A 19,424-nucleotide genomic window follows, 5' to 3' on the forward strand; every position below is an offset into this window, starting at 1 on the left:
CATGCCTACACGTCGTGATTTCATGAAACAACTGACAGCTGCCGCCGGCCTGGGTGTCGTCGCATCCATGGGCCTTGGCCTGAGCGCTCCGCGGGTGCGTGCCGCGACAGCCAGTAATTGGTACATGCCCGATGAGCATGCACCGCAGGAACGCGTATTCCTCGCCTTTGCGGCCTCTTCACGGGTATGGGAAGGCTGGGAAGACGCGGTGAACAACACCATCGCCATGTTGGCCAAGACCATCGCCAAGTATCAGCCAGTGACCGTGCTCTGTCGGCCGTCCCTGTTGTCATTGGCCAAAAGCAAGTGCGGCACCCGCAATATCCAGTATCTGACCATGCCTCTGGATGACGTCTGGATACGTGACTACGGCGGTTGTTTCGTGGTCGATGGCTCAGGTGGGCTGGGCCTGGTGGATTTCAACTTCAACGGTTGGGGCGACAAACAGACGTCGGCCAATGACACCCGTGTGGCCGACACCCTGAGCGATGAAACCGAGGCGACCTACATCGGCAGCCAACTTGTCGGCGAGGGCGGAGGCATCGAGGTCGATGGTCATGGCACCGCGATCATGACCGAGAGCTGCTGGGTCAACGACAACCGCAACCCTGGCATGAGCAGGGCGCAGATCGAGGCCGAGCTGAAGGCCAAACTTGGGCTGCGCAAGATCATCTGGCTGCCGGGGATCAAGGACCAGGACATCACTGACGCGCATGTCGATTTCTATGCACGCTTCGTCAAGCCTGGGGTAGTGATCGCCAACCTGGACAACGACCCGGAGTCCTATGACTACGCGGTGACCCGAAAGCACCTGGATATCCTCAATGCAGCCACCGACGCTGATGGGCGCAAGCTGGTGGTGCATACCTTGCCGCCACCCTTGGCGATACGCCGCAACCAGTACACCAAGAACAATCCGGATTTCGCGCCGGGCTATATCAACTTCCTGCTGATCAATGACGCGGTGATCGCTCCCCAGTTCGGTGATACGCAGGCGGATAAGTATTGCAAGGAGCTGTTGAGCAAACTCTATCCGGGACGGGTGGTGGAACAGGTGAATATCGACCCGATTGCCGCGGGTGGGGGTGGGATTCACTGTGTCACCAAGAATATGCCGCGTTTTTAGATGCTGCTTGCTCCAGCGGGCCCTCTCCAGGCAAACGTTCAACTTCCCAGGTGAGCGGGTAGGGGGCTTCAACTTCGAAGGCCGACCCGGGCAGTACGTGAAAGGAAGATCCGCTTGCGGTGGGCTACGCTGTGATCGTCAAGGATTGGGGTTCCCATCATGAAGTGTCAGGTTCGCCCAGCAACCAGCGAAGATATAGAAGCGATCAGCCGTGTAGTGGTCAGCGCTCTGCGCGAGTCGAATTCACAGGATTATTCACCTGACGTTATCGCTGAAGTTGAGCGTAGTTTCGCTCCAGAAGCCATCAGCGTACTGCTCGATAAGCGCAAGGTTTTCGTCGCTTTGCTAGGCGAGAATATTACCGGTACGGCAAGCCTCGACGGGGAAGTAGTTAGAAGTGTTTTCGTTGATCCTGCGTACCAGGGTGGTGGTATCGGTCGACGGCTGATGGATGTCATTCATGCTGATGCTGCCAGTGCTGGCGTTGGCGTTTTGCGGGTGCCGTCGTCGATTACAGCGGAGAAGTTCTACGCAGCGTTGGGTTATCAGAAAATCCGCGACGAGTTTCATGAGGCTGAGCGCACCATCATTATGGAGAAACGGCTTGGGGGTAAGTGACTGGCGACTGCTCATATCAGCGATTATGTAATTTAACATAATATACATTATGCGAATGCTCATATAAGCCGCTGGCTCCGGTTAACAACAACCGAAGCCACACCACCAGTCCTTGCTACTGACCCAATGCCTGGCTCACCGCATTCACGAACACCGCCTGCTCGTCATACAGCGAGCTCGGTGTCTCAGCGTTCTTCCATACTGGCCGTTGGGCGCCGCAGCGGTTACCGAGCCCTTGGCCTGGGTCCAGTGCGTGGAGCTTGCGATCCAGTCGTCCGGCAACAGTTTCTCGCCGTCAGGCCGTTGGCCACCGTCGAGCACGAATTGACCGAAACGACCCCAGTCGCGCAGCGTGGCATTGAAGCCGTGGCCGCCCATGTCCACCTTGCCCGGGACCAGCGCATGCCAGACGCCATCCTGTTGCATGCCGTAGCGGCTCCAGATGCGGCTCTCCAGGTATTTGGCGATGGTCATGCCTGTGGCGTTTTCCAGCACACGGCCCACCAACCAGGCACCTCCGGTGTTATAGGACCAGACGTCACCCGGTTTCACCCCGGGCTTGCGCTTGACCGAGCGGACCAGGTTCAGCACGCAGTCATAAGGATCAGGCCTGGCCTCGCACTGGGTCATGTGGGAGAAATCCGAGTCTTTCGAAGCGTAGTTCTCGTCCCATTCCACGCCTGAGGTATGTTGCAGGAGTTGCTGCAAGGTCACGTCCTGCCACTGGGACCCCCTGAGTTCCGGGACATACAGGCTGATCTTGTCGTCCACCGAGTGGATCTTTCCTTCCTTGATAGCCACGCCGATCAGTACGCTGACCACCGATTTGGCCACCGAGCGTGAGGTCCACAGGGTCTGCGCCGTGTTGCCCTTGCCATAGTATTCGTAGGCGATCTTGCCGTCCTTGAGCACCAGCAACCCCGCCACGCTCTGGTTGGCCAGGTAGTCCGCCAGGTGATGCCGTTTGCCGTCGAGGCTGTACTGGACATCGCGCAATGTGGGGCTGGCCTCGGGCAACGGATATGGCGTGCCTCCACGAGCGGCGAAGACATCGCCCTCGTACAGCCGGTAGGTATTGCGAAAGCCCACCACCCGCGTGTCCTGTGCCTCCGCTCAATGCCGTCCGTGCCTTCGAGGCCGCGGCGCGACTGGGCAGCTACGTGGCGGCATCCCAGGCGCTGCATGTCACTCAACCGGCGATCGGACGACATGTGAAGAACCTCGAGAACTGGCTCGGCCTGCGCCTGCTCGAGCGCACCCCGCGCGGCGTGACCCTGACCCTGCAAGGCGCGCATTACTACAAGGCCGCGTCCGAGGCGCTGCAGATCCTCGCCGACGCCGGCATGCGCCTGGCACAGCGGAACAATGAACGCTGGCTGCGTATCCTCTGCGTACCGGCCTTCGCCTCGCGTTGGCTGACACCGCGCATCGAGACCTTGCGTAGCCTGCGGCCCGACCTGAAGATCGCCATCGAACCCAACGCCACCTTCACCGCCGTGGATGCCCGCCAGGCCGACCTGGGCATCGCCTACGGCTTGCCGGGCGAGCTATCGGGCGTGCGTGAGGTGCTCATCCGCCCTGAAGTGTTCCCGGTCTGCTCGCCAGGCTACCTGGCGCGCTTGCCTTCGGATCTGGCTGCGGAAAACCTGCCAGCCTGCAGATTGATCCACGTCGACGATGGCACCTGGTGGAACAGTTGGTTCGCGGCCAACGGGCTGCGCCTTCGGGTCAAGGCCGACACGTCGCACATGAGCAACGACATTGCCCTCAATCTGGCCCAGCGCGGCCACGGCATCGCCTTGGCCACCGAGGTGCTGGTCGCTCGCGAGCTGCAGGACGGCGCACTGGTACGCTGCGTCGAACAGGCGGTGCCGTTGGAGAGTTACCAGTTGCTGATACCTGCACAGCAACAGCTCAGCGCCGACGCGCTGTGGTTCATGGAGTGGCTGGGGCGAAGCCTGTGGGAGGCATTTCCAGGAGCCAGGGTTGAACCGGCAGCCGCTCTCCCCTAAAGTGACCGCCCTGCTTCTTTTTTATAAAAATTATTGATAACTCGACTAAATGAATATTTAGTCGAGTTATTTTTTATGAGTCAGGAAACCTCGGCGACCTTGATCAACTCGTTGATGTACACCGTGGCCGAATCGATACGTGCCGTGACCTGCCTGGCGTGCTGGGTATCAGTGTCGAAGAGGTAGCCGCTCAGGCCGAACGGGGCGGCGTTGGCCAGCTCGATCCCCTCCTCTTCGCTGTCGACGACATGGGGTGGCGCTGACCATAACCGCTGGCTCAGGCCAACCCACCAAACCGCCGATAGAAGCTCTCACTGGCATCGGGCAATGGCCCATCCGCCGTCTCCAGCGCCTCGCCCAACAGGGCCTCGGCCCCGGCATACACCAGCCGGTAAAGGTTGCGACACAACTGCCGCGCGGCCCTGCCCTCCCAATCACCGGGCAGCAGTTCCTCCGGCAGTTGTGGATCGCGCAGCAGCAACTTGCGATATTCATGGATCAACAAGGTCCGGGCCAGGAAACAGTCCTGGGCGCTCGGCGCCTCCTGTTCCTTCATGGCCTGCCACAACGGGCGGAACAGGCGGATGAACTCGCTGTAGTGCTGCCCCAGCTCCTCGATCCGCCAGCTTTCGCGAACCTGGGCGCGCATGGCCTTGGAGGCCAGCACTTCCTGGGCATGGGTCTCGAAGATGATGCTGTCGTCGCTGGCATCCAGCTCGCGCAGGGTGGCGGCAAGATCCGCGCGATCGGCGCGTGGACAGCCCAGCACGTTCGGAGCGATGACGCCAAAGCCCTGCCACTCCAGCTCTTCGCGTACCGCCTTGCGCCGGGCGGCATCCAGCTGCGACAGCAGGACCAGCGTCCAGGCCCCGTCCCAGGCCGGCAAGCTGGCGCTGTAGACCCGCTTGAAGGCCTTCTCGAAGCGCCGGCGGCCGGTACCGGTCAGGCTGTAGTAGCTGCGCCGCCCGACCTTCTCGGCGGTCAGCCAGCCTTCCTTGGTCAGGCGGAAGATCGAGGTACGGATCAGCCGCTCGTTGATACCGATCGGCTCGAGCAGGTTGATCAGGCTGCCCAGCCAGACGGTACCGCCATGGGGCTCGATGGCATCGCCGTACAGGGTGATGATCAGCGAGCTGGCGCGGATCGGCGTCTGCTCCTGGAAACGGGTGATCAGGTTGTTCAAGGGTGCAAGGCTGCTCATGACGGCACTGGAAGCGGACAAAGCCCCGACTATACCTGTACGCCGGGCGGCCTGGCCATTGCGGCGCAGTGCGACATTCATGCACCCGCCTCCCCCTTGGGCCTGAAGCCCGAGTCGCCCATGCGCGGGCGCGCCGGTTCGACCTCGGCCAGCGGCGGGCATTCCACCAGCGCCGTCATGCAGCGTTGGGCCAGGGCCTGGTACTCGGCCGTGCCGCGTTGCTTCCAGGCGACCTCCTGCTCCGTGAGTGGGCGTTTGACCACGGCGGGCGATCCGACCACCAGGCTTTGCTCGGCACACATGAAACCCGCCTTGACGAACGCCGTGGCCGCGACGATGCAGCGTGGCGCGATGTGCGCGCCATCCATGACCACGGCATTCATGCCGACCAGGGCATCCTCGCCCACCCGGCAACCATGCAGGACCGCCCCATGGCCGACATGGCCGTTGCGCTCGACCACCGTGTCACCACCCGGGAAGCCGTGCATCACGCACGTGTCCTGAAGGTTCGCACCCGCTTCCAGGACGATGCGCCCGAAATCTCCGCGCAAGGAGGCCAGCGGCCCTACATAGCAGCGAGGACCGACGATCACGTCGCCAATCAGTACCGCGCTCGGATGCACGTAGGCGCTTGGGTGGACCACAGGAGTCAGGCCGTCCAGGCGGTAGCAGGGCATGTCGCATCTCCAAAGTGATTCAGGAACTGAGCAAATCATGTATCACGATGATCACGATCGTCAACTGCCAATCATTCTGTATCGCTTTCTTGGGGACTAGAAAATACTCCAAAAAATGAATAATAAAGCAGGAAAAACCCACGAAAATACAAAAAATAGGTAGTTTTTCAGCAGAAAAACCTCAGGCAAATAAACAGAATAGACACATAAATACAATTTTGATGTTGATGTTTTGTATCGCAATAGGCATATACTGGATCGCACCTGGGCATGACCGGCACCAAGCCCCCTGCCCCTGCAGACAATTCCAAGAAATGCCGGCCATGACAGTGCCGTGCGTGCAACCTGAGGAACCCAGCATGCCTCGTTACCTCGTTGTACAGGCGCCCGAGGACGGCGTCCGCCTCATCACCTTGCAACGGCCGGAAGCTCTCAACGCCCTCTGCACCGAGCTGCTGGCCGAACTCGCGACAGCGTTGGACGAGGCCGAGCGCGACGCCGAGACTCGCGCCGTGGTGCTCACTGGCAGCCGCAAGGCCTTCGCCGCCGGCGCAGATATCCGCGAGATGGCCGAGCGTGACCTGGTCGGCATCCTCAACGACCCCCGCGTGGCCCACTGGCAGCGCATCGCCGCGTTTCCCAAACCCCTGGTCGCCGCCGTGAACGGCTTCGCCCTCGGCGGCGGCTGCGAGCTGGTCATGTGCGCCGACATCGTCATCGCCGGCGAGGATGCCCGCTTCGGCCAACCCGAGATCAACCTCGGCATCATCCCCGGTGCCGGCGGCACCCAACGCCTGCTGCGCGCGGTCGGCAAGCCGCTGGCCATGCAGATGGTGCTTGGCGGCGAGGCCATCACCGCCCGCCATGCCCTGCAGGCCGGCCTGGTCAGCGAGGTCACCCAGCCGGAACTGGCGGTCGAGCGCGCCCTGCAGGTGGCCCGCGCCATCGCCCGCCAGGCGCCACTGGCGGTGCGCCTGGCCAAGGAGGCCCTGCTCAAGGCCCAGGACACCGACCTGGCCACGGGCCTGCGCTTCGAACGCCACGCCTTCACCCTGCTGGCCGGCACCGCCGACCGCGACGAAGGCATTCGCGCCTTTCAGGAAAAACGCCCGGCCCACTTCCAGGGGCATTGATCCACCTATTCCCACCGACTGACGGAGCGAGTCTGTCATGACTTTCGAGCACATCCTGTTTTCCATCGAGGACGGCGTCGCCCTCCTCTCGCTGAATCGGCCGGAGCAGCTGAACAGCTTCAATACCCAGATGCACCTGGAGGTGCGCGAGGCGCTCAAGCAGGTACGCCAGAGCGAACAGGCCCGGGTCCTGCTGCTGACCGGCGAAGGCCGTGGCTTCTGCGCCGGCCAGGACCTGTCCGACCGCAACGTGGCACCCGGTGCGCAGATGCCCGACCTGGGCGAGTCCATCGAACGGTTCTACAACCCCCTGGTGCGCACCCTGCGCGACCTGCCGCTGCCGGTAATCTGCGCGGTCAACGGCGTGGCCGCCGGCGCCGGGGCGAACCTCCCGCTGGCCTGCGACCTGGTGCTTGCCGCGCGTTCGGCCAGCTTCATCCAGGCATTCTGCAAGATCGGCCTGGTCCCGGACTCCGGCGGCACCTGGTTATTGCCACGGCTGGTCGGTATGGCACGGGCCAAGGCCCTGGCCATGCTCGGCGAGCGCTTGAGCGCCGAGCAGGCCGAGCAATGGGGGCTGATCCACCGCGTGGTGGACGATACCGACCTGCGCGACGAGGCACTCAAGCTCGCACGCCACCTGGCGACCCAACCGACCTACGGCCTGGCACTCATCAAACGTGGCCTCAATGCCAGCTTCGATAACCGTTTCGACGAACAGCTGGAGTTGGAGCGCGACCTGCAACGCCTGGCCGGGCGCAGCGCAGACTACCGCGAAGGCGTCAGCGCCTTCATGGACAAACGCGCCCCCGCGTTCAAGGGGTGCTGACCATGGCCGCCCTCCCGAGCAATGCCCAGGTGGCCGTGATCGGCGCCGGCGCCATGGGTGCCGGCATCGCCCAGGTCGCTGCCCAGGCCGGTCACCCGGTCATGCTGTATGACAATCGCCCCGGCGCCGCGAGCCAAGCCGTGCAAGGCATCGATCGCCAGCTCGGCCGCCTGGTGGAAAAAGGCCGGCTCGATGCCAGCGCGCGCGAGGCGATCACGGCCCGCCTGCAGCCGGTCGAAACCCTCAATGCACTGGGCGAGGCACACCTGGTGATCGAGGCGATCGTCGAGAACCTGCAGGTCAAGCAGGACCTGTTGCGCCAGCTCGAAGCGCTGTGCACCGTAGATTGCATCCTGGCCAGCAATACCTCGTCGTTGTCGATCACCAGCCTGGCCGCCGGCCTGCGCCGGCCCCAGCGGGTGATCGGCATGCACTTCTTCAACCCCGCCCCCTTGATGGCCCTGGTGGAGATCGTCTCGGGCCTGGCCACCGACCCGACCCTGGCCGCCACCCTGTACGACACGGCCAAGGCCTGGGGTAAGCAGCCCGTGCATACCCGCTCCACGCCCGGGTTCATCGTCAACCGCGTGGCGCGGCCGTTCTACGCCGAAAGCCTGCGCCTGCTGCAGGAAGGTGCCGCCGACTGCGCCAGCCTCGACGCTCTGTTGCGCGAGGCCGGTGGTTTTCGCATGGGCGCCTTCGAGCTCACCGACCTGATCGGCCACGACGTCAACTATGCCGTCACCTGCTCGGTCTTCGATGCTTTCCACGGCGATTTCCGCTTCCAGCCTTCGCTGGTGCAAAAGGAGCTGGTCGACGCCGGACGCCTCGGCCGCAAGAGCGGCCAGGGCTTCTACGACTACGCCGCGGGTGCCGAACGCCCGCAGGCAGCCGAGCTGCACAGCCAGGCCCGTGTCGAACGCTGCGTGATCGAGGGCCAGCCCGGCCCCTTGCACGCGCTGCTGCCACGCCTGCGGGCCAGCGGCATCGGTGTGACCGAGCGGGCCGGCAGCGGACTGCTGCGGGTCGGCGACGCCACCCTGGCGCTGTCCGATGGCCGCCTGGCCAGCCAGCGTGCCCGGGAGGACGGCCTGCGCAACCTGGTGCTGCTCGACCTGGCCCTGGACTACGCCAGCGCCTCGCGTATCGCCATCAGTTGGTCCGCCGACACCACCGCCCAGGCCCGCGACCAAGCAGTGGCCCTGCTACGCCAGGCGGGCCTGCAGGTGACCGCTGTCGCCGACCTGCCCGGCCTGGTGGTGCTGCGTACCGTGGCCTGCCTGGCCAACGAGGCCGCCGACGCCATGTTGCAGGGCGTCGGCACGCCGGGCGACATCGACCTGGCCATGTGCGCCGGGGTCAACTATCCCCAGGGGCCGCTGGCCTGGGCCGATCAGCTCGGCGTCGGCTACACCCTGAAGGTGCTCGAACACCTGCAGCACAGCTACGGCGAGACCCGCTACCGCCCTTCTCTGCTGCTGCGTCGCATCCACGCCGAAGGAGGCCGCCTGCATGGCTGACCCGCACCGTACCCCCGAGGAACTGGCCCAGGCCTGCGCCGATGCCATGTTCTCCCGCGACCAGGCGACCCAGGCCATGGGCATTCGCCTGCTGGAGATCGGCCCCGGCCGTGCCCGCCTGGGCATGCCGGTGCGCGCCGACATGATCCAGGGCCACGGCACCTGCCACGGCGGCTACCTGTTCGCCTTGGCCGACTCGGCCTTCGCTTTCGCCTGCAATTCATACGACGAGGCCACCGTGGCCCTGGGGTGCAGCATCGACTACCTGGCGCCGGCATTGCGCGACGACCAGTTGACCGCCACTGCCAGCGAACTCAGCCGCAAGGGCCGTACCGGCCTGTACGACGTGCGGGTGGAGAACCAGCGCGGCGAGCTGGTGGCCCTGTTCCACGGTAAATCCTACAAAGTGCGCGGCACGGTGCTGGCGCAGGAGACGCAAGATGACTGAACCTACCCTCTGCGATGCCTTGATCATCGACGCCGTGCGCACGCCGATCGGCCGTTATGGCGGCGCCCTGAGCGCGGTGCGTGCCGACGACCTGGCGGCGGTGCCGATCAAGGCCCTGATCGAGCGCCACCCCGAGTTGGACTGGCGCGCCATCGACGACGTGATCCTCGGCTGCGCCAACCAGGCCGGCGAAGACAACCGCAACGTGGCCCGCATGGCCGCCCTGCTCGCCGGCCTGCCGACCGAGGTGCCGGGCACCACCCTCAACCGCCTGTGCGGTTCCGGGCTCGACGCTATCGGCAGCGCCGCCCGCGCCCTGCGCTGCGGCGAAGCCGGGCTGATGCTGGCCGGCGGCGTGGAATCCATGTCCCGCGCGCCGTTCGTCATGGGCAAGGCCGAGCAGGCGTTCGGGCGCACTGCCGAGCTGTACGACACCACCATCGGCTGGCGCTTCGTCAACACGCGGATGCAAGCGCAGTACGGCATCGACTCGATGCCCGAGACCGCCGAGAACGTTGCCGAGCAGTTTGGCATCTCGCGCCAGGACCAGGACGCCTTCGCCCTGCGCAGCCAGCAGAAGGCCGCTGCGGCCCAGGCCCGTGGGCGCCTGGCACGGGAGATCGTGGCGGTGCAGATCCCCCAGCGCAAAGGCCCGGCCAGGTGCGTGGAGCAGGACGAGCACCCGCGTGGCGACACCACCCTTGAACAATTGGCGCGCCTGGGCACGCCGTTTCGCGAAGGCGGCAGCGTCACCGCCGGCAATGCCTCGGGGGTCAACGACGGCGCCTGCGCCCTGTTGCTGGCCAGCAGCGCGGCAGCCCGGCGCCATGGTCTGAAGGCCCGCGGGCGGATCGTCGGCATGGCGGTGGCGGGCGTCGAGCCACGGATCATGGGCATCGGCCCGGCACCGGCGACGCGCAAGGTATTGGCGCTGACCGGCCTGTCGCTGGCCGACATGGACGTCATCGAGCTCAACGAAGCGTTCGCCGCCCAAGGGCTGGCGGTCCTACGCGAGCTGGGCCTGGCGGACGACGATGCACGCGTCAACCCCAACGGCGGCGCCATCGCCCTGGGCCACCCGCTGGGCATGAGCGGTGCCCGCCTGGTCACCACCGCCTTGCACGAACTGGAGGAGCGTGGCGGGCGCTATGCCCTGTGCACCATGTGCATCGGCGTCGGCCAGGGTATCGCCCTGGTCCTGGAGCGCCTCTGACCAATGGCCTGAGACCGAACACAACAAGGGCAGTATGCTGCCTTCCATGACACTCACCGCCCCTGGGCGGCGTACAAGAACAACTCGAGTGAAGCCATGAACATGTACCACGATGCCGAACGCGCCCTGCTTGACCCGATGGAAACCGCCAGCCTCGACGCGCTGCGCCAGCACCAGCTGGAGCGCCTGCGCTGGAGCCTGAAGCACGCCTACGCGCATGTGCCACTGTACCGCGAGCGCTTCGACGCGTGCGGCGCCCACCCCGACGACCTGAAGACGCTCGACGACCTGGCGAAATTCCCCTTCACCGGCAAGAACGATCTGCGCGACAACTACCCCTACGGCATGTTCGCCGTGCCCCAGGAGCAGGTCGTGCGCCTGCACGCCTCCAGCGGCACCACCGGCAAGCCGACGGTGGTCGGCTACACCCAGAACGACATCGACACCTGGGCCAACGTGGTCGCCCGTTCGATCCGTGCCGCCGGCGGGCGCAAGGGCGACAAGGTGCATGTCTCCTATGGCTACGGCCTGTTCACCGGCGGCCTGGGCGCCCACTACGGCGCCGAACGCCTGGGGTGCACGGTGATCCCCATGTCCGGCGGCCAGACCGAGAAGCAGGTGCAACTGATCCGTGACTTCCAGCCCGACATCATCATGGTCACGCCGTCATACATGCTCAACCTGGCCGACGAGATCGAACGCCAGGGCATCGATCCGCACGACCTCAAGCTGCGCCTGGGCATCTTCGGTGCCGAGCCCTGGACCGACGAACTGCGCCGCTCCATCGAGCAGCGCCTGGGGATCGACGCCCTGGACATCTACGGCCTGTCGGAAATCATGGGGCCTGGCGTGGCCATGGAGTGCCTCGAGACCAAGGATGGCCCGACCATCTGGGAAGACCATTTCTACCCCGAGATCATCGACCCGGTGACCGGCGAGGTGTTGCCGGACGGCCAACTGGGCGAGCTGGTGTTCACCTCGCTGAGCAAGGAAGCCCTGCCGATGGTGCGCTACCGCACCCGCGACCTGACCCGCCTGCTGCCTGGCACGGCGCGGCCGATGCGGCGCATCGGCAAGATCACCGGGCGCAGCGACGACATGCTGATCATCCGCGGGGTCAATGTGTTCCCGACGCAGATCGAGGAGCAGGTGCTGAAAATCAAACAATTTTCCGAGCTGTACGAGATTCATCTGTATCGTAATGGCAACCTCGACAGCGTCGAGGTGCACGTGGAGCTACGCGGTGAATGCCAGGTACTGGACGAGGCGCAGCGCAAGCAGTTGACCAGTGAGCTGAGCCGCCAGATCAAGACCTACATCGGCATCAGCACCCAGGTGGTGCTGCAGCCCTGCGGCACCCTCAGGCGCTCGGAGGGCAAGGCCTGCCACGTGTACGACAAACGGTTGGCCAGCTGACTCATCGGCTGCCTCTTTACGCCCCGGCCTGGTCCGGGGCTTTTTTTTGCGCAGGCCTTGCGGCCGATTCGCGGGCAAGCCCGCTCCCACAAGGACCGAGTTGATCGTAGATGATGCAGCCTGCCGGGCCATGCGCGGTGGGCTTGCCGGGACGCCGGACCGCCGCGAATGGGCTGCAAAGCAGTCCTAGGAATGCGATACATAAATCTTATCCGATACATCAAAATGTGTTTGATGTTATGTTTTGTATCGCTTATAAATGACTCATGCCTTAACCAGCCCCAGGGCAGGAGTCGGAACATGTACGCACAGCTAGTGGAAACCGGTGTAAAGCGTGTCAAGTCGCTGGAAGAGATGTCGCCCGAGGAGCGCGCCTTCCAGGAGAAGATCGACGCGGAAATCAAGATCGAAGCCAAGAACTGGATGCCCGAGGCCTACCGCCAGACGCTGATCCGGCAGATCTCCCAACACGCTCATTCGGAAATCGTCGGCATGCTGCCCGAAGGCAACTGGGTCACCCGTGCCCCGACCCTCAAGCGCAAGCTGCAATTGATGGCCAAGATCCAGGACGAGGCCGGTCACGGCCTGTACCTGTACAGCGCCATGGAAACCCTCGGCGCCGTCCGCGACGAGGAGATCGCCAAGCTGCACAGCGGCAAGGCCAAGTATTCGAGCATCTTCAACTACCCGACCCTGAGCTGGGCCGACATGGGCGCGGTGGGTTGGCTGGTCGATGGCGCCGCCATCGTCAACCAGGTGGTGCTGCAGCGCACCTCCTACGGCCCCTACTCCCGCGCCATGATCCGCATCTGCAAGGAAGAGAGCTTCCACCAGCGCCAGGGCTACGAACTGCTGCTGACCATGATGCGCCACGGCACCCAGGCGCAGAAGGACATGGTCCAGGACGCCATCAACCGCCTGTGGTGGCCGGCACTGATGATGTTCGGCCCCAGCGACGAGCATTCCCCCAACAGCGCCCAGTCCATGGCCTGGAAGATCAAGCGCCAGACCAACGACGAACTGCGCCAGCGCTTCATCGACCAGACCGTGCCGCAACTGGAGCTGCTCGGCTGCACCGCGCCCGACCCGCACCTGAAGTGGAACGAGGCTCGCGGCCACTACGACTTCGGCGAGATCCAGTGGGACGAGTTCTACGAAGTCATCAAGGGCAACGGCCCCTGCAACCAGGAGCGCGTGGCCACCCGCCGCAAGGCCATCGAAGACGGCGCCTGGGTACGCGAGGCCGCGGTGGCCTACGCACGCAAGCAACAGAACAAGAACGCCGCCTGAAGCGGCGATTGATGCGGAGAATCGAACATGTCTGTCTGGACCCTCTATGAAGTCTTCGTGCGCAGCAAGCACGGCCTGAACCACAAGCACGTGGGCAGCGTGCATGCCGCCGATGCCGTCATGGCCATCGAGAACGCCCGCGAGCTCTACACCCGCCGCAGCGAGGGCGTCAGCCTGTGGGTGGTGCCCTCGGCGCTGATCACCGCCTCCTCGCCCGACGAGAAAGACCCACTGTTCGCCCCCTCGGACGACAAGGTCTATCGCCACGCCAGCTTCTACGAGCTGCCCGAAGAAGTCGGACACATGTGAGGCCAGCCATGCATAGAGAAGACCTCATCCAATACCTGCTGCTGCTCGGCGACAGCGCCCTGGTCCAGGGCCAGCGCCTGTGCGAGTGGTGTGGCCGGGCACCGGCCCTGGAAGAAGAACTGGCGCTGATGAACGTCGGCCTCGACCTGGTGGGCCAGGCGCGCAACTGGCTGGAATACGCCGCCGAGCTGCTCGACGACGGCCGTGATGCCGACGCCCTGGCTTTTCGCCGGGACGAGCGGGCGTACCGCAACCTGTTGCTGGTCGAGCAGCCCAACGGCGACTTCGCCGTGACCATGGCCAAGCAGTTCTTCTACGACGCCTGGCACCTGGCGATGCTCGAAGGCCTGGCCCGCTCCAGCGACGAGCGCATCGCCGGCATCGCTGCCAAGGCGGTCAAGGAAGTCACCTACCACCTGCGCCGTTCCGGCGAATGGGTGCAACGCCTGGGAGGCGGTACCGAGGAAAGCCGCCAGCGCATGCTCGAGGCGATCCCGGCCTTGTGGCGCTTCACCGTGGAACTGGTCGCCGGCAGCGATGCCGAAGCGCGCCTGGCCGAAGCCGGTATCGCCGCCGACCCGGCCCAGGTCGGGAGCGCCTGGCTAAAGCAGGTGAACGCGACCTTCGCCAGCGTCGAGCTGCCGCTGCCCAAGGCCGCCAGCCACTTCTACCTGGACGGGCGCAAGGGTCTGCACACCGAGCACCTGGGCCTGCTGTTGGCCGAGATGCAGTTCCTGCCGCGGGCCTATCCCGATGCGACCTGGTGAGCTGATCGCCAGCGACCGCGGCGCCCGGGCGCCCCGGCACGACGACCTGGCCCGGGCCTGGGAGGTGCTGGAGCAGGTGATGGACCCGGAAGTGCCGGTGGTCAGCGTGGTCGACCTGGGCATCGTCCGCGACCTGGGCTGGCACGCCGGACACCTGCACCTGGTGGTGACACCGACCTACTCCGGTTGCCCGGCGACCGAGGTGATCGAAGGTGACATACGCCAGGCCCTGGAACAGGCCGGTTTCGCCGAGCCAGCCTTGGAACGCCGCCTGACCCCGGCCTGGAGCACCGATTGGATCAGCCCCCAAGGCCGGGAACGGCTGCGCGCCTATGGCATCGCCCCGCCCGAGGGCAGCCACAGCAAGCGCAGCCTGCTCGGCCAACCGCCCCAGGTGTGCTGCCCGCAGTGCGGCAGCGCCCACACCGAGCTGCTCAGCCAGTTCGGCTCCACAGCCTGCAAGGCGCTGTACCGCTGCCGCGAGTGCCTGGAGCCTTTCGACTATTTCAAATGCATTTGAGCCGTGGAGAACGCCATGAGCCAGTTTCACAGCCTGACCATCAAGCAAGTGCGCAGCGAGACCCGCGACGCGGTGTCCATCCTCTTCGACGTGCCGGCGCACCTGCAGGCGCAGTTCCGTTTCACCCAGGGCCAGTACCTGGTCATGCGCACCCGGTTGGACGACGAGGAAGTGCGCCGCTCCTACTCCATCTGCAGCGCGGTGCAGGACGGCGAATTGCGCGTGGCCGTCAAGCGCGTGCCGGGCGGGCGCTTCTCGGCCTTCGCCAACGATGCGCTCAAGGCGGGCCAGCAACTGGAAGTGATGCCGCCGAGCGGCAGCTTCTTCGTGCCGCTGGACCCGGAGCGCCACGGCCACTACTTGGGCGTGGCGGCCGGCAGCGGCATCACGCCGATCCTGTCGATCATCGCCACCACCCTGGCCAGCGAGCCCAATAGCCGCTTCACCCTGCTCTACGGCAACCGTTCCAGCTCCGGGGCGCTGTTTCGCGACAAGCTCGAGGACCTGAAGAACCGCTACCTCGACCGCCTGAACCTGATCTTCGTGTTCAGCCGCGAGCAACAGGACGTCGACCTCTACAACGGCCGTATCGACGCCGACAAGTGCGGCCAGCTGTTTTCCCGCTGGCTCGACGTACGCGCCCTGGACGCTGCCTTCATCTGCGGCCCCCAGGCCATGACCGAGACCGTGCGCGAGAGCCTGCAGGCCAACGGCATGGCCAAGGAGCGCATCCATTTCGAGCTGTTCGCCGCCACCGGCAACCAGGCCCGCCGCGAAGCGCGCGAGGCCGCCCGGCAGGTGGACTCGGCGCTGAGCCACATCACCGTGATCAGCGATGGCCGTGCCCTGACGTTCGACCTGCCGCGCAACACCCAGAACATCCTCGAGGCCGGCAATGCCATCGGTGCCGAGCTGCCCTACTCGTGCAAGGCCGGGGTCTGCTCGACCTGCAAGTGCAAGGTGGTCGAGGGCGAGGTGGAGATGGACAGCAACCATGCGCTGGAGGACTACGAGGTAGCAGCCGGGTACGTGCTGTCGTGCCAGACCTACCCAGTGAGCGACAAGGTGGTACTCGATTTCGACCAGCTCTGATACCGGGGCGCCTGCTTCGCGGGCTTGCCCGCGAATGGGCCCCGGCGACACCGCAACACCCGCGTGACCTGAAAGAACAATTACAACACCAGAGAGATCGCTTCCCATGACCCCCGAACGCATCGAAAGCATCAGCAACCACCCCGACTTCCAGCACCTGGTACGCCACAAGCGCCGCCTCAACGGCAGTCTGACCCTGACCATGCTGGTGGCCTACTACGGCTTCGTCCTGCTGGTGGCCTTCGCCCCCGGCGTGCTCGGCCAGTCCCTCGCCGGCGGCGTGACCAGCGTCGGCATGCTGGTCGGCGTGCTCATGGTGCTGCTGTCCTTCCTTCTCACCGGCCTCTACGTGCACCGCGCCAACAACGTCCTCGACCCGCTCAACGAAAAGGTCAAGCAGGAGTGCGCGCAATGAACTGGACCGCCATCTCGATGTTCATGGTGTTCGTCTGCTTCACCCTGCTGGTGACCCGCTGGGCCGCGGCGCGCACCCGTTCGGCCAGCGACTTCTACACCGCCGGCGGCGGCCTGAGCGGCATGCAGAACGGCCTGGCGATCGCCGGCGACATGATCAGCGCCGCCTCCTTCCTGGGCATCTCGGCCATGATGTTCATGAACGGCTACGACGGCCTGCTGTATGCCCTGGGCGTACTCGCCGGCTGGCCGATCATCCTGTTCCTGATCGCCGAGCGCCTGCGCAACCTGGGCAAGTACACCTTCGCCGACGTGGTCTCCTACCGCCTGGCCCAGGCCCCGGTACGCCTGACCTCGGCCTTCGGCACCCTGGCCGTGGCGCTGATGTACCTGGTGGCGCAGATGGTCGGCGCTGGCAAGCTGATCGAGCTGCTGTTCGGTATCAGCTACCTCTACGCGGTGGTCCTGGTCGGCGTGCTGATGGTGCTGTACGTCACCTTCGGCGGCATGCTCGCCACCACCTGGGTGCAGATCATCAAGGCCGTCATGCTGCTCTCGGGTACCACCTTCATGGCCTTCATGGTGCTGCGCCACTTCGGCTACAGCACCGAGCAAATGTTCGCAAGCGCCGTGGCCGTGCATGCCAAGGGCCAGGCGATCATGGCCCCCGGCGCCCTGCTGTCGAACCCGATCGACGCCATTTCCCTGGGCCTGGGCATGATGTTCGGTACCGCCGGCCTGCCGCACATCCTGATGCGTTTCTTCACCGTCAGCGATGCCAAGGAAGCGCGCAAGAGCGTGTTCTACGCCACCGGCTTCATCGGCTACTTCTACCTGCTGCTGATCGTCATCGGCTTCGGCGCCATCGTCATGGTCGGCACCGAGCCGGCCTACCGCGACGCCAGTGGCGCGATCATCGGCGGCGGCAACATGGTCGCGGTGCACCTGGCCCAGGCCGTGGGCGGCAACCTGTTCCTCGGTTTCATCTCGGCGGTGGCCTTCGCCACCATCCTGGCGGTGGTAGCAGGCCTGGCGCTGTCCGGCGCCTCGGCGATCTCCCACGACCTGTACGCCTGCGTGGTGCGCAAGGGCCAGGCCAGCGAGCAGGAAGAGATGCGCGTATCGCGGATCGCCACCCTGGTAATCGGCGTGCTGGCCATCGTCCTGGGCCTGGTGTTCGAGTCGCAGAACATCGCCTTCCTCTCCGGCCTGGTACTGGCCGTCGCCGCCTCGGTCAACTTCCCGGTGCTGCTGCTCTCGATGTTCTGGAAGGGCCTGACCACCCGTGGCGCGGTCTGCGGCAGCATGGCCGGGCTGGTCTCGGCGATCGTCCTGGTGGTGCTGGGCCCGGCGGTGTGGGTCAACGTACTGCACAACGAACAGGCGCTGTTCCCCTACAGCAACCCGGCGCTGTTCTCCATGACCCTGGCCTTCCTCGGCGCCTGGGCGTTCTCGGTCACCGACGGCTCCGAACGGGCCAACCAGGAACGCGGACGCTACCTGGCCCAGTTCATCCGCTCCATGACCGGTATCGGCGCCGCCGGCGCCAGCAAGCACTGATCCTTGAACATCGAATGTCGGGTACAACAACAATGAACCACACTCGCTTCAAGTCGGCCGCCTGGTTGGCCAGCCTCGTCCTGCCCCTGCCGGCCATGGCGGATTTCATCGGCGACAGCCAGGCACGGCTGGAGATGCGCAACCACTACATCAACCGCGACTTCCGCCAGGACAATGCGCCCCAGGCCAAGGCCGAGGAATGGGGCCAGGGTTTCACCGCACGCCTCGAGTCAGGCTTCACCGATGGCCCGGTTGGCGTCGGCGTGGACACCATCGGCCAGCTGGGCATCAAGCTCGACGCCAGCCGCGATCGGCGCAACACCGGCCTGCTGCCCTTCGGCCCGAACAGCCATGAACCGGTCGACGACTACAGCGAACTGGGCCTGACCGGCAAGCTGCGGGTGTCGAAGAGCACCCTGCGCCTGGGCACCCTGCAGCCGATCCTGCCGGTGGTGGTGTACAACGACACCCGCCTGCTGGCCTCGACCTTCCAGGGCGGCTTGCTGAGCAGCCAGGAACTCGACGGCCTGACCGTCAACGCCGGGCGCCTGACCAAGGCCAACCTGCGCGATTCCTCCGGGCGCGACGACATCGGCTACGGCGCGGCCAGCAGCGACCACTTCGACTTCGCCGGCGGCAGCTACGCGATCACCCCGCAGACCAGCCTGAGCTACTACTACGCCAAGCTCGACGAGATCTATCGCCAGCAGTACCTGGGCCTGGTCCACACCCAGCCGCTGGCCGAAGGCGTGAGCCTGCGCACCGACCTGCGCTACTTCGACAGCCGTGGCGACGGCGCCGAGCGTGCCGGCAACATCGACAACCGTAACTTCAACGCCCTGTTCACCTTTGGCGTGCGGGCCCACAAGTTCTCCGCCACCTGGCAGCAGATGTCCGGCGACAGTGCCTTCCCATTCCTCAACGGCGGCGACCCGTACACCGTCAACCTGGTCACCTACAACACCTTCACCCGCGCCGGGATCGACTCCTGGCAGTTGCGCTACGACTACGACTTCGTCGCCCTCGGCATCCCCGGCCTGAGCTTCATGACCCGCTACACCGACGGCCGCCATGCCCAGACCCCGACCTCGGGCAACGGCCGCGAGCGCGAACGCGACACCGACATCACCTACGTCATCCAGAGCGGGCCGTTCAAGGACGTCAGCCTGCGCTGGCGCAACGTCACCTTCCGTTCCGGCAATGGCCTGAACAATGCCGTGGACGAGAACCGCCTGATCATCGGCTACACCCTGGCGCTGTGGTAACAGCGCCCTTCAAC

At 65.1% G+C, this 19,424-nt stretch carries 20 protein-coding genes and 1 pseudogene; 17 read left to right on the forward strand and 4 right to left on the reverse strand.

Going from position 1 to position 19,424, the window contains the following annotated elements; genetic code table 11:
- Position 1 precedes the first annotated feature (1 nt).
- Together NJF35_RS05515 and NJF35_RS05520 are read left to right on the forward strand one after the other, a co-directional pair.
- Positions 2 to 1,126, forward strand: coding sequence for an agmatine/peptidylarginine deiminase (locus NJF35_RS05515; protein WP_253090784.1), 1,125 nt, complete (start codon positions 2 to 4; stop codon positions 1,124 to 1,126).
- Between the two features lie 159 nt (positions 1,127 to 1,285).
- A complete protein-coding gene (locus tag NJF35_RS05520) occupies positions 1,286 to 1,744 on the forward strand; it encodes a GNAT family N-acetyltransferase (protein WP_253090785.1) in 459 nt (152 codons plus the stop codon).
- A gap of 144 nt (positions 1,745 to 1,888) precedes the next feature.
- Here the strand turns inward: NJF35_RS05520 and NJF35_RS05525 are convergent, their stop codons facing one another.
- Positions 1,889 to 2,833 carry a serine hydrolase domain-containing protein gene (locus NJF35_RS05525; RefSeq protein ID WP_253090786.1) on the reverse strand — a complete coding sequence of 315 codons (945 nt, stop codon included), beginning with the start codon at positions 2,831 to 2,833 and terminating at the stop codon, positions 1,889 to 1,891.
- A 14-nt stretch (positions 2,834 to 2,847) separates the two neighbouring features.
- On the opposite strand from NJF35_RS05525, the gene NJF35_RS05530 reads away from it, so the two are divergent.
- On the forward strand, positions 2,848 to 3,756 hold the full coding sequence (locus NJF35_RS05530; RefSeq protein ID WP_225787799.1) for a LysR substrate-binding domain-containing protein: 909 nt from the start codon (positions 2,848 to 2,850) through the stop codon (positions 3,754 to 3,756).
- Positions 3,757 to 3,836: 80 nt separating this feature from the next.
- Here the strand turns inward: NJF35_RS05530 and NJF35_RS24810 are convergent, their stop codons facing one another.
- From NJF35_RS24810 to paaY, 3 genes are all read right to left on the reverse strand, one after another.
- Complete coding sequence (locus NJF35_RS24810; RefSeq protein ID WP_410896922.1) at positions 3,837 to 4,037, reverse strand: aldehyde dehydrogenase family protein; 201 nt, start codon at positions 4,035 to 4,037, stop codon at positions 3,837 to 3,839.
- A complete protein-coding gene (gene paaX, locus NJF35_RS05535) occupies positions 4,034 to 4,957 on the reverse strand; it encodes a phenylacetic acid degradation operon negative regulatory protein PaaX (protein WP_225787971.1) in 924 nt (307 codons plus the stop codon). The genes NJF35_RS24810 and paaX overlap by 4 nt, the downstream gene beginning before the upstream one ends.
- A gap of 77 nt (positions 4,958 to 5,034) precedes the next feature.
- A complete protein-coding gene (gene paaY, locus NJF35_RS05540) occupies positions 5,035 to 5,634 on the reverse strand; it encodes a phenylacetic acid degradation protein PaaY (RefSeq protein WP_225787800.1) in 600 nt (199 codons plus the stop codon).
- 359 nt (positions 5,635 to 5,993) lie between these two features.
- On the opposite strand from paaY, the gene paaF reads away from it, so the two are divergent.
- From paaF to NJF35_RS05610, 14 genes and pseudogenes are all read left to right on the forward strand, one after another.
- Positions 5,994 to 6,767: a 2,3-dehydroadipyl-CoA hydratase PaaF gene (paaF, locus tag NJF35_RS05545; protein ID WP_225787801.1), complete on the forward strand. Its 774-nt coding sequence runs from the start codon at positions 5,994 to 5,996 to the stop codon at positions 6,765 to 6,767.
- Between the two features lie 37 nt (positions 6,768 to 6,804).
- Positions 6,805 to 7,596 carry a 2-(1,2-epoxy-1,2-dihydrophenyl)acetyl-CoA isomerase PaaG gene (paaG, locus tag NJF35_RS05550; protein WP_225787802.1) on the forward strand — a complete coding sequence of 264 codons (792 nt, stop codon included), beginning with the start codon at positions 6,805 to 6,807 and terminating at the stop codon, positions 7,594 to 7,596.
- Between the two features lie 2 nt (positions 7,597 to 7,598).
- Positions 7,599 to 9,116, forward strand: coding sequence for a 3-hydroxyacyl-CoA dehydrogenase PaaH (gene paaH, locus NJF35_RS05555; RefSeq protein ID WP_225787803.1), 1,518 nt, complete (start codon positions 7,599 to 7,601; stop codon positions 9,114 to 9,116).
- Positions 9,109 to 9,564, forward strand: coding sequence for a hydroxyphenylacetyl-CoA thioesterase PaaI (paaI, locus tag NJF35_RS05560; RefSeq protein ID WP_225787804.1), 456 nt, complete (start codon positions 9,109 to 9,111; stop codon positions 9,562 to 9,564). The genes paaH and paaI overlap by 8 nt, the downstream gene beginning before the upstream one ends.
- The gene (pcaF, locus tag NJF35_RS05565) at positions 9,557 to 10,777 is read left to right on the forward strand and encodes a 3-oxoadipyl-CoA thiolase (protein ID WP_225787805.1); all 1,221 of its coding nucleotides are present in this window, start codon (positions 9,557 to 9,559) and stop codon (positions 10,775 to 10,777) included. Before paaI ends, pcaF begins: the two co-directional genes overlap by 8 nt.
- Before the next feature lie 96 nt (positions 10,778 to 10,873).
- Complete coding sequence (paaK, locus tag NJF35_RS05570) at positions 10,874 to 12,193, forward strand: phenylacetate--CoA ligase PaaK (RefSeq protein ID WP_225787806.1); 1,320 nt, start codon at positions 10,874 to 10,876, stop codon at positions 12,191 to 12,193.
- Between the two features lie 300 nt (positions 12,194 to 12,493).
- Positions 12,494 to 13,483: a 1,2-phenylacetyl-CoA epoxidase subunit PaaA gene (paaA, locus tag NJF35_RS05575; RefSeq protein WP_253090787.1), complete on the forward strand. Its 990-nt coding sequence runs from the start codon at positions 12,494 to 12,496 to the stop codon at positions 13,481 to 13,483.
- 27 nt (positions 13,484 to 13,510) lie between these two features.
- On the forward strand, positions 13,511 to 13,792 hold the full coding sequence (gene paaB, locus NJF35_RS05580; RefSeq protein ID WP_225787808.1) for a 1,2-phenylacetyl-CoA epoxidase subunit PaaB: 282 nt from the start codon (positions 13,511 to 13,513) through the stop codon (positions 13,790 to 13,792).
- Between the two features lie 8 nt (positions 13,793 to 13,800).
- Positions 13,801 to 14,559, forward strand: a complete 759-nt coding sequence (paaC, locus tag NJF35_RS05585) for a 1,2-phenylacetyl-CoA epoxidase subunit PaaC (protein WP_253090788.1) — start codon at positions 13,801 to 13,803, stop codon at positions 14,557 to 14,559.
- On the forward strand, positions 14,546 to 15,079 hold the full coding sequence (paaD, locus tag NJF35_RS05590; protein ID WP_225787810.1) for a 1,2-phenylacetyl-CoA epoxidase subunit PaaD: 534 nt from the start codon (positions 14,546 to 14,548) through the stop codon (positions 15,077 to 15,079). The genes paaC and paaD overlap by 14 nt, the downstream gene beginning before the upstream one ends.
- Before the next feature lie 15 nt (positions 15,080 to 15,094).
- Positions 15,095 to 16,171, forward strand: a complete 1,077-nt coding sequence (paaE, locus tag NJF35_RS05595; RefSeq protein ID WP_253090789.1) for a 1,2-phenylacetyl-CoA epoxidase subunit PaaE — start codon at positions 15,095 to 15,097, stop codon at positions 16,169 to 16,171.
- A 106-nt stretch (positions 16,172 to 16,277) separates the two neighbouring features.
- Positions 16,278 to 16,586, forward strand: a complete 309-nt coding sequence (locus NJF35_RS05600) for a DUF485 domain-containing protein (protein WP_253090790.1) — start codon at positions 16,278 to 16,280, stop codon at positions 16,584 to 16,586.
- Positions 16,577 to 18,145 (forward strand): annotated as a pseudogene (locus tag NJF35_RS05605) (cation acetate symporter); the annotation flags it as partial. The gene NJF35_RS05600 and the pseudogene NJF35_RS05605, both read left to right, overlap by 10 nt.
- A 32-nt stretch (positions 18,146 to 18,177) precedes the next feature.
- On the forward strand, positions 18,178 to 19,410 hold the full coding sequence (locus tag NJF35_RS05610) for an OprD family porin (protein ID WP_253090791.1): 1,233 nt from the start codon (positions 18,178 to 18,180) through the stop codon (positions 19,408 to 19,410).
- Positions 19,411 to 19,424: the final 14 nt, after the last annotated feature.

Origin of the sequence: Pseudomonas guariconensis, from assembly GCF_024127895.1 — a bacterium.
Classification (GTDB): Bacteria; Pseudomonadota; Gammaproteobacteria; order Pseudomonadales; family Pseudomonadaceae; genus Aquipseudomonas; species Aquipseudomonas guariconensis_B.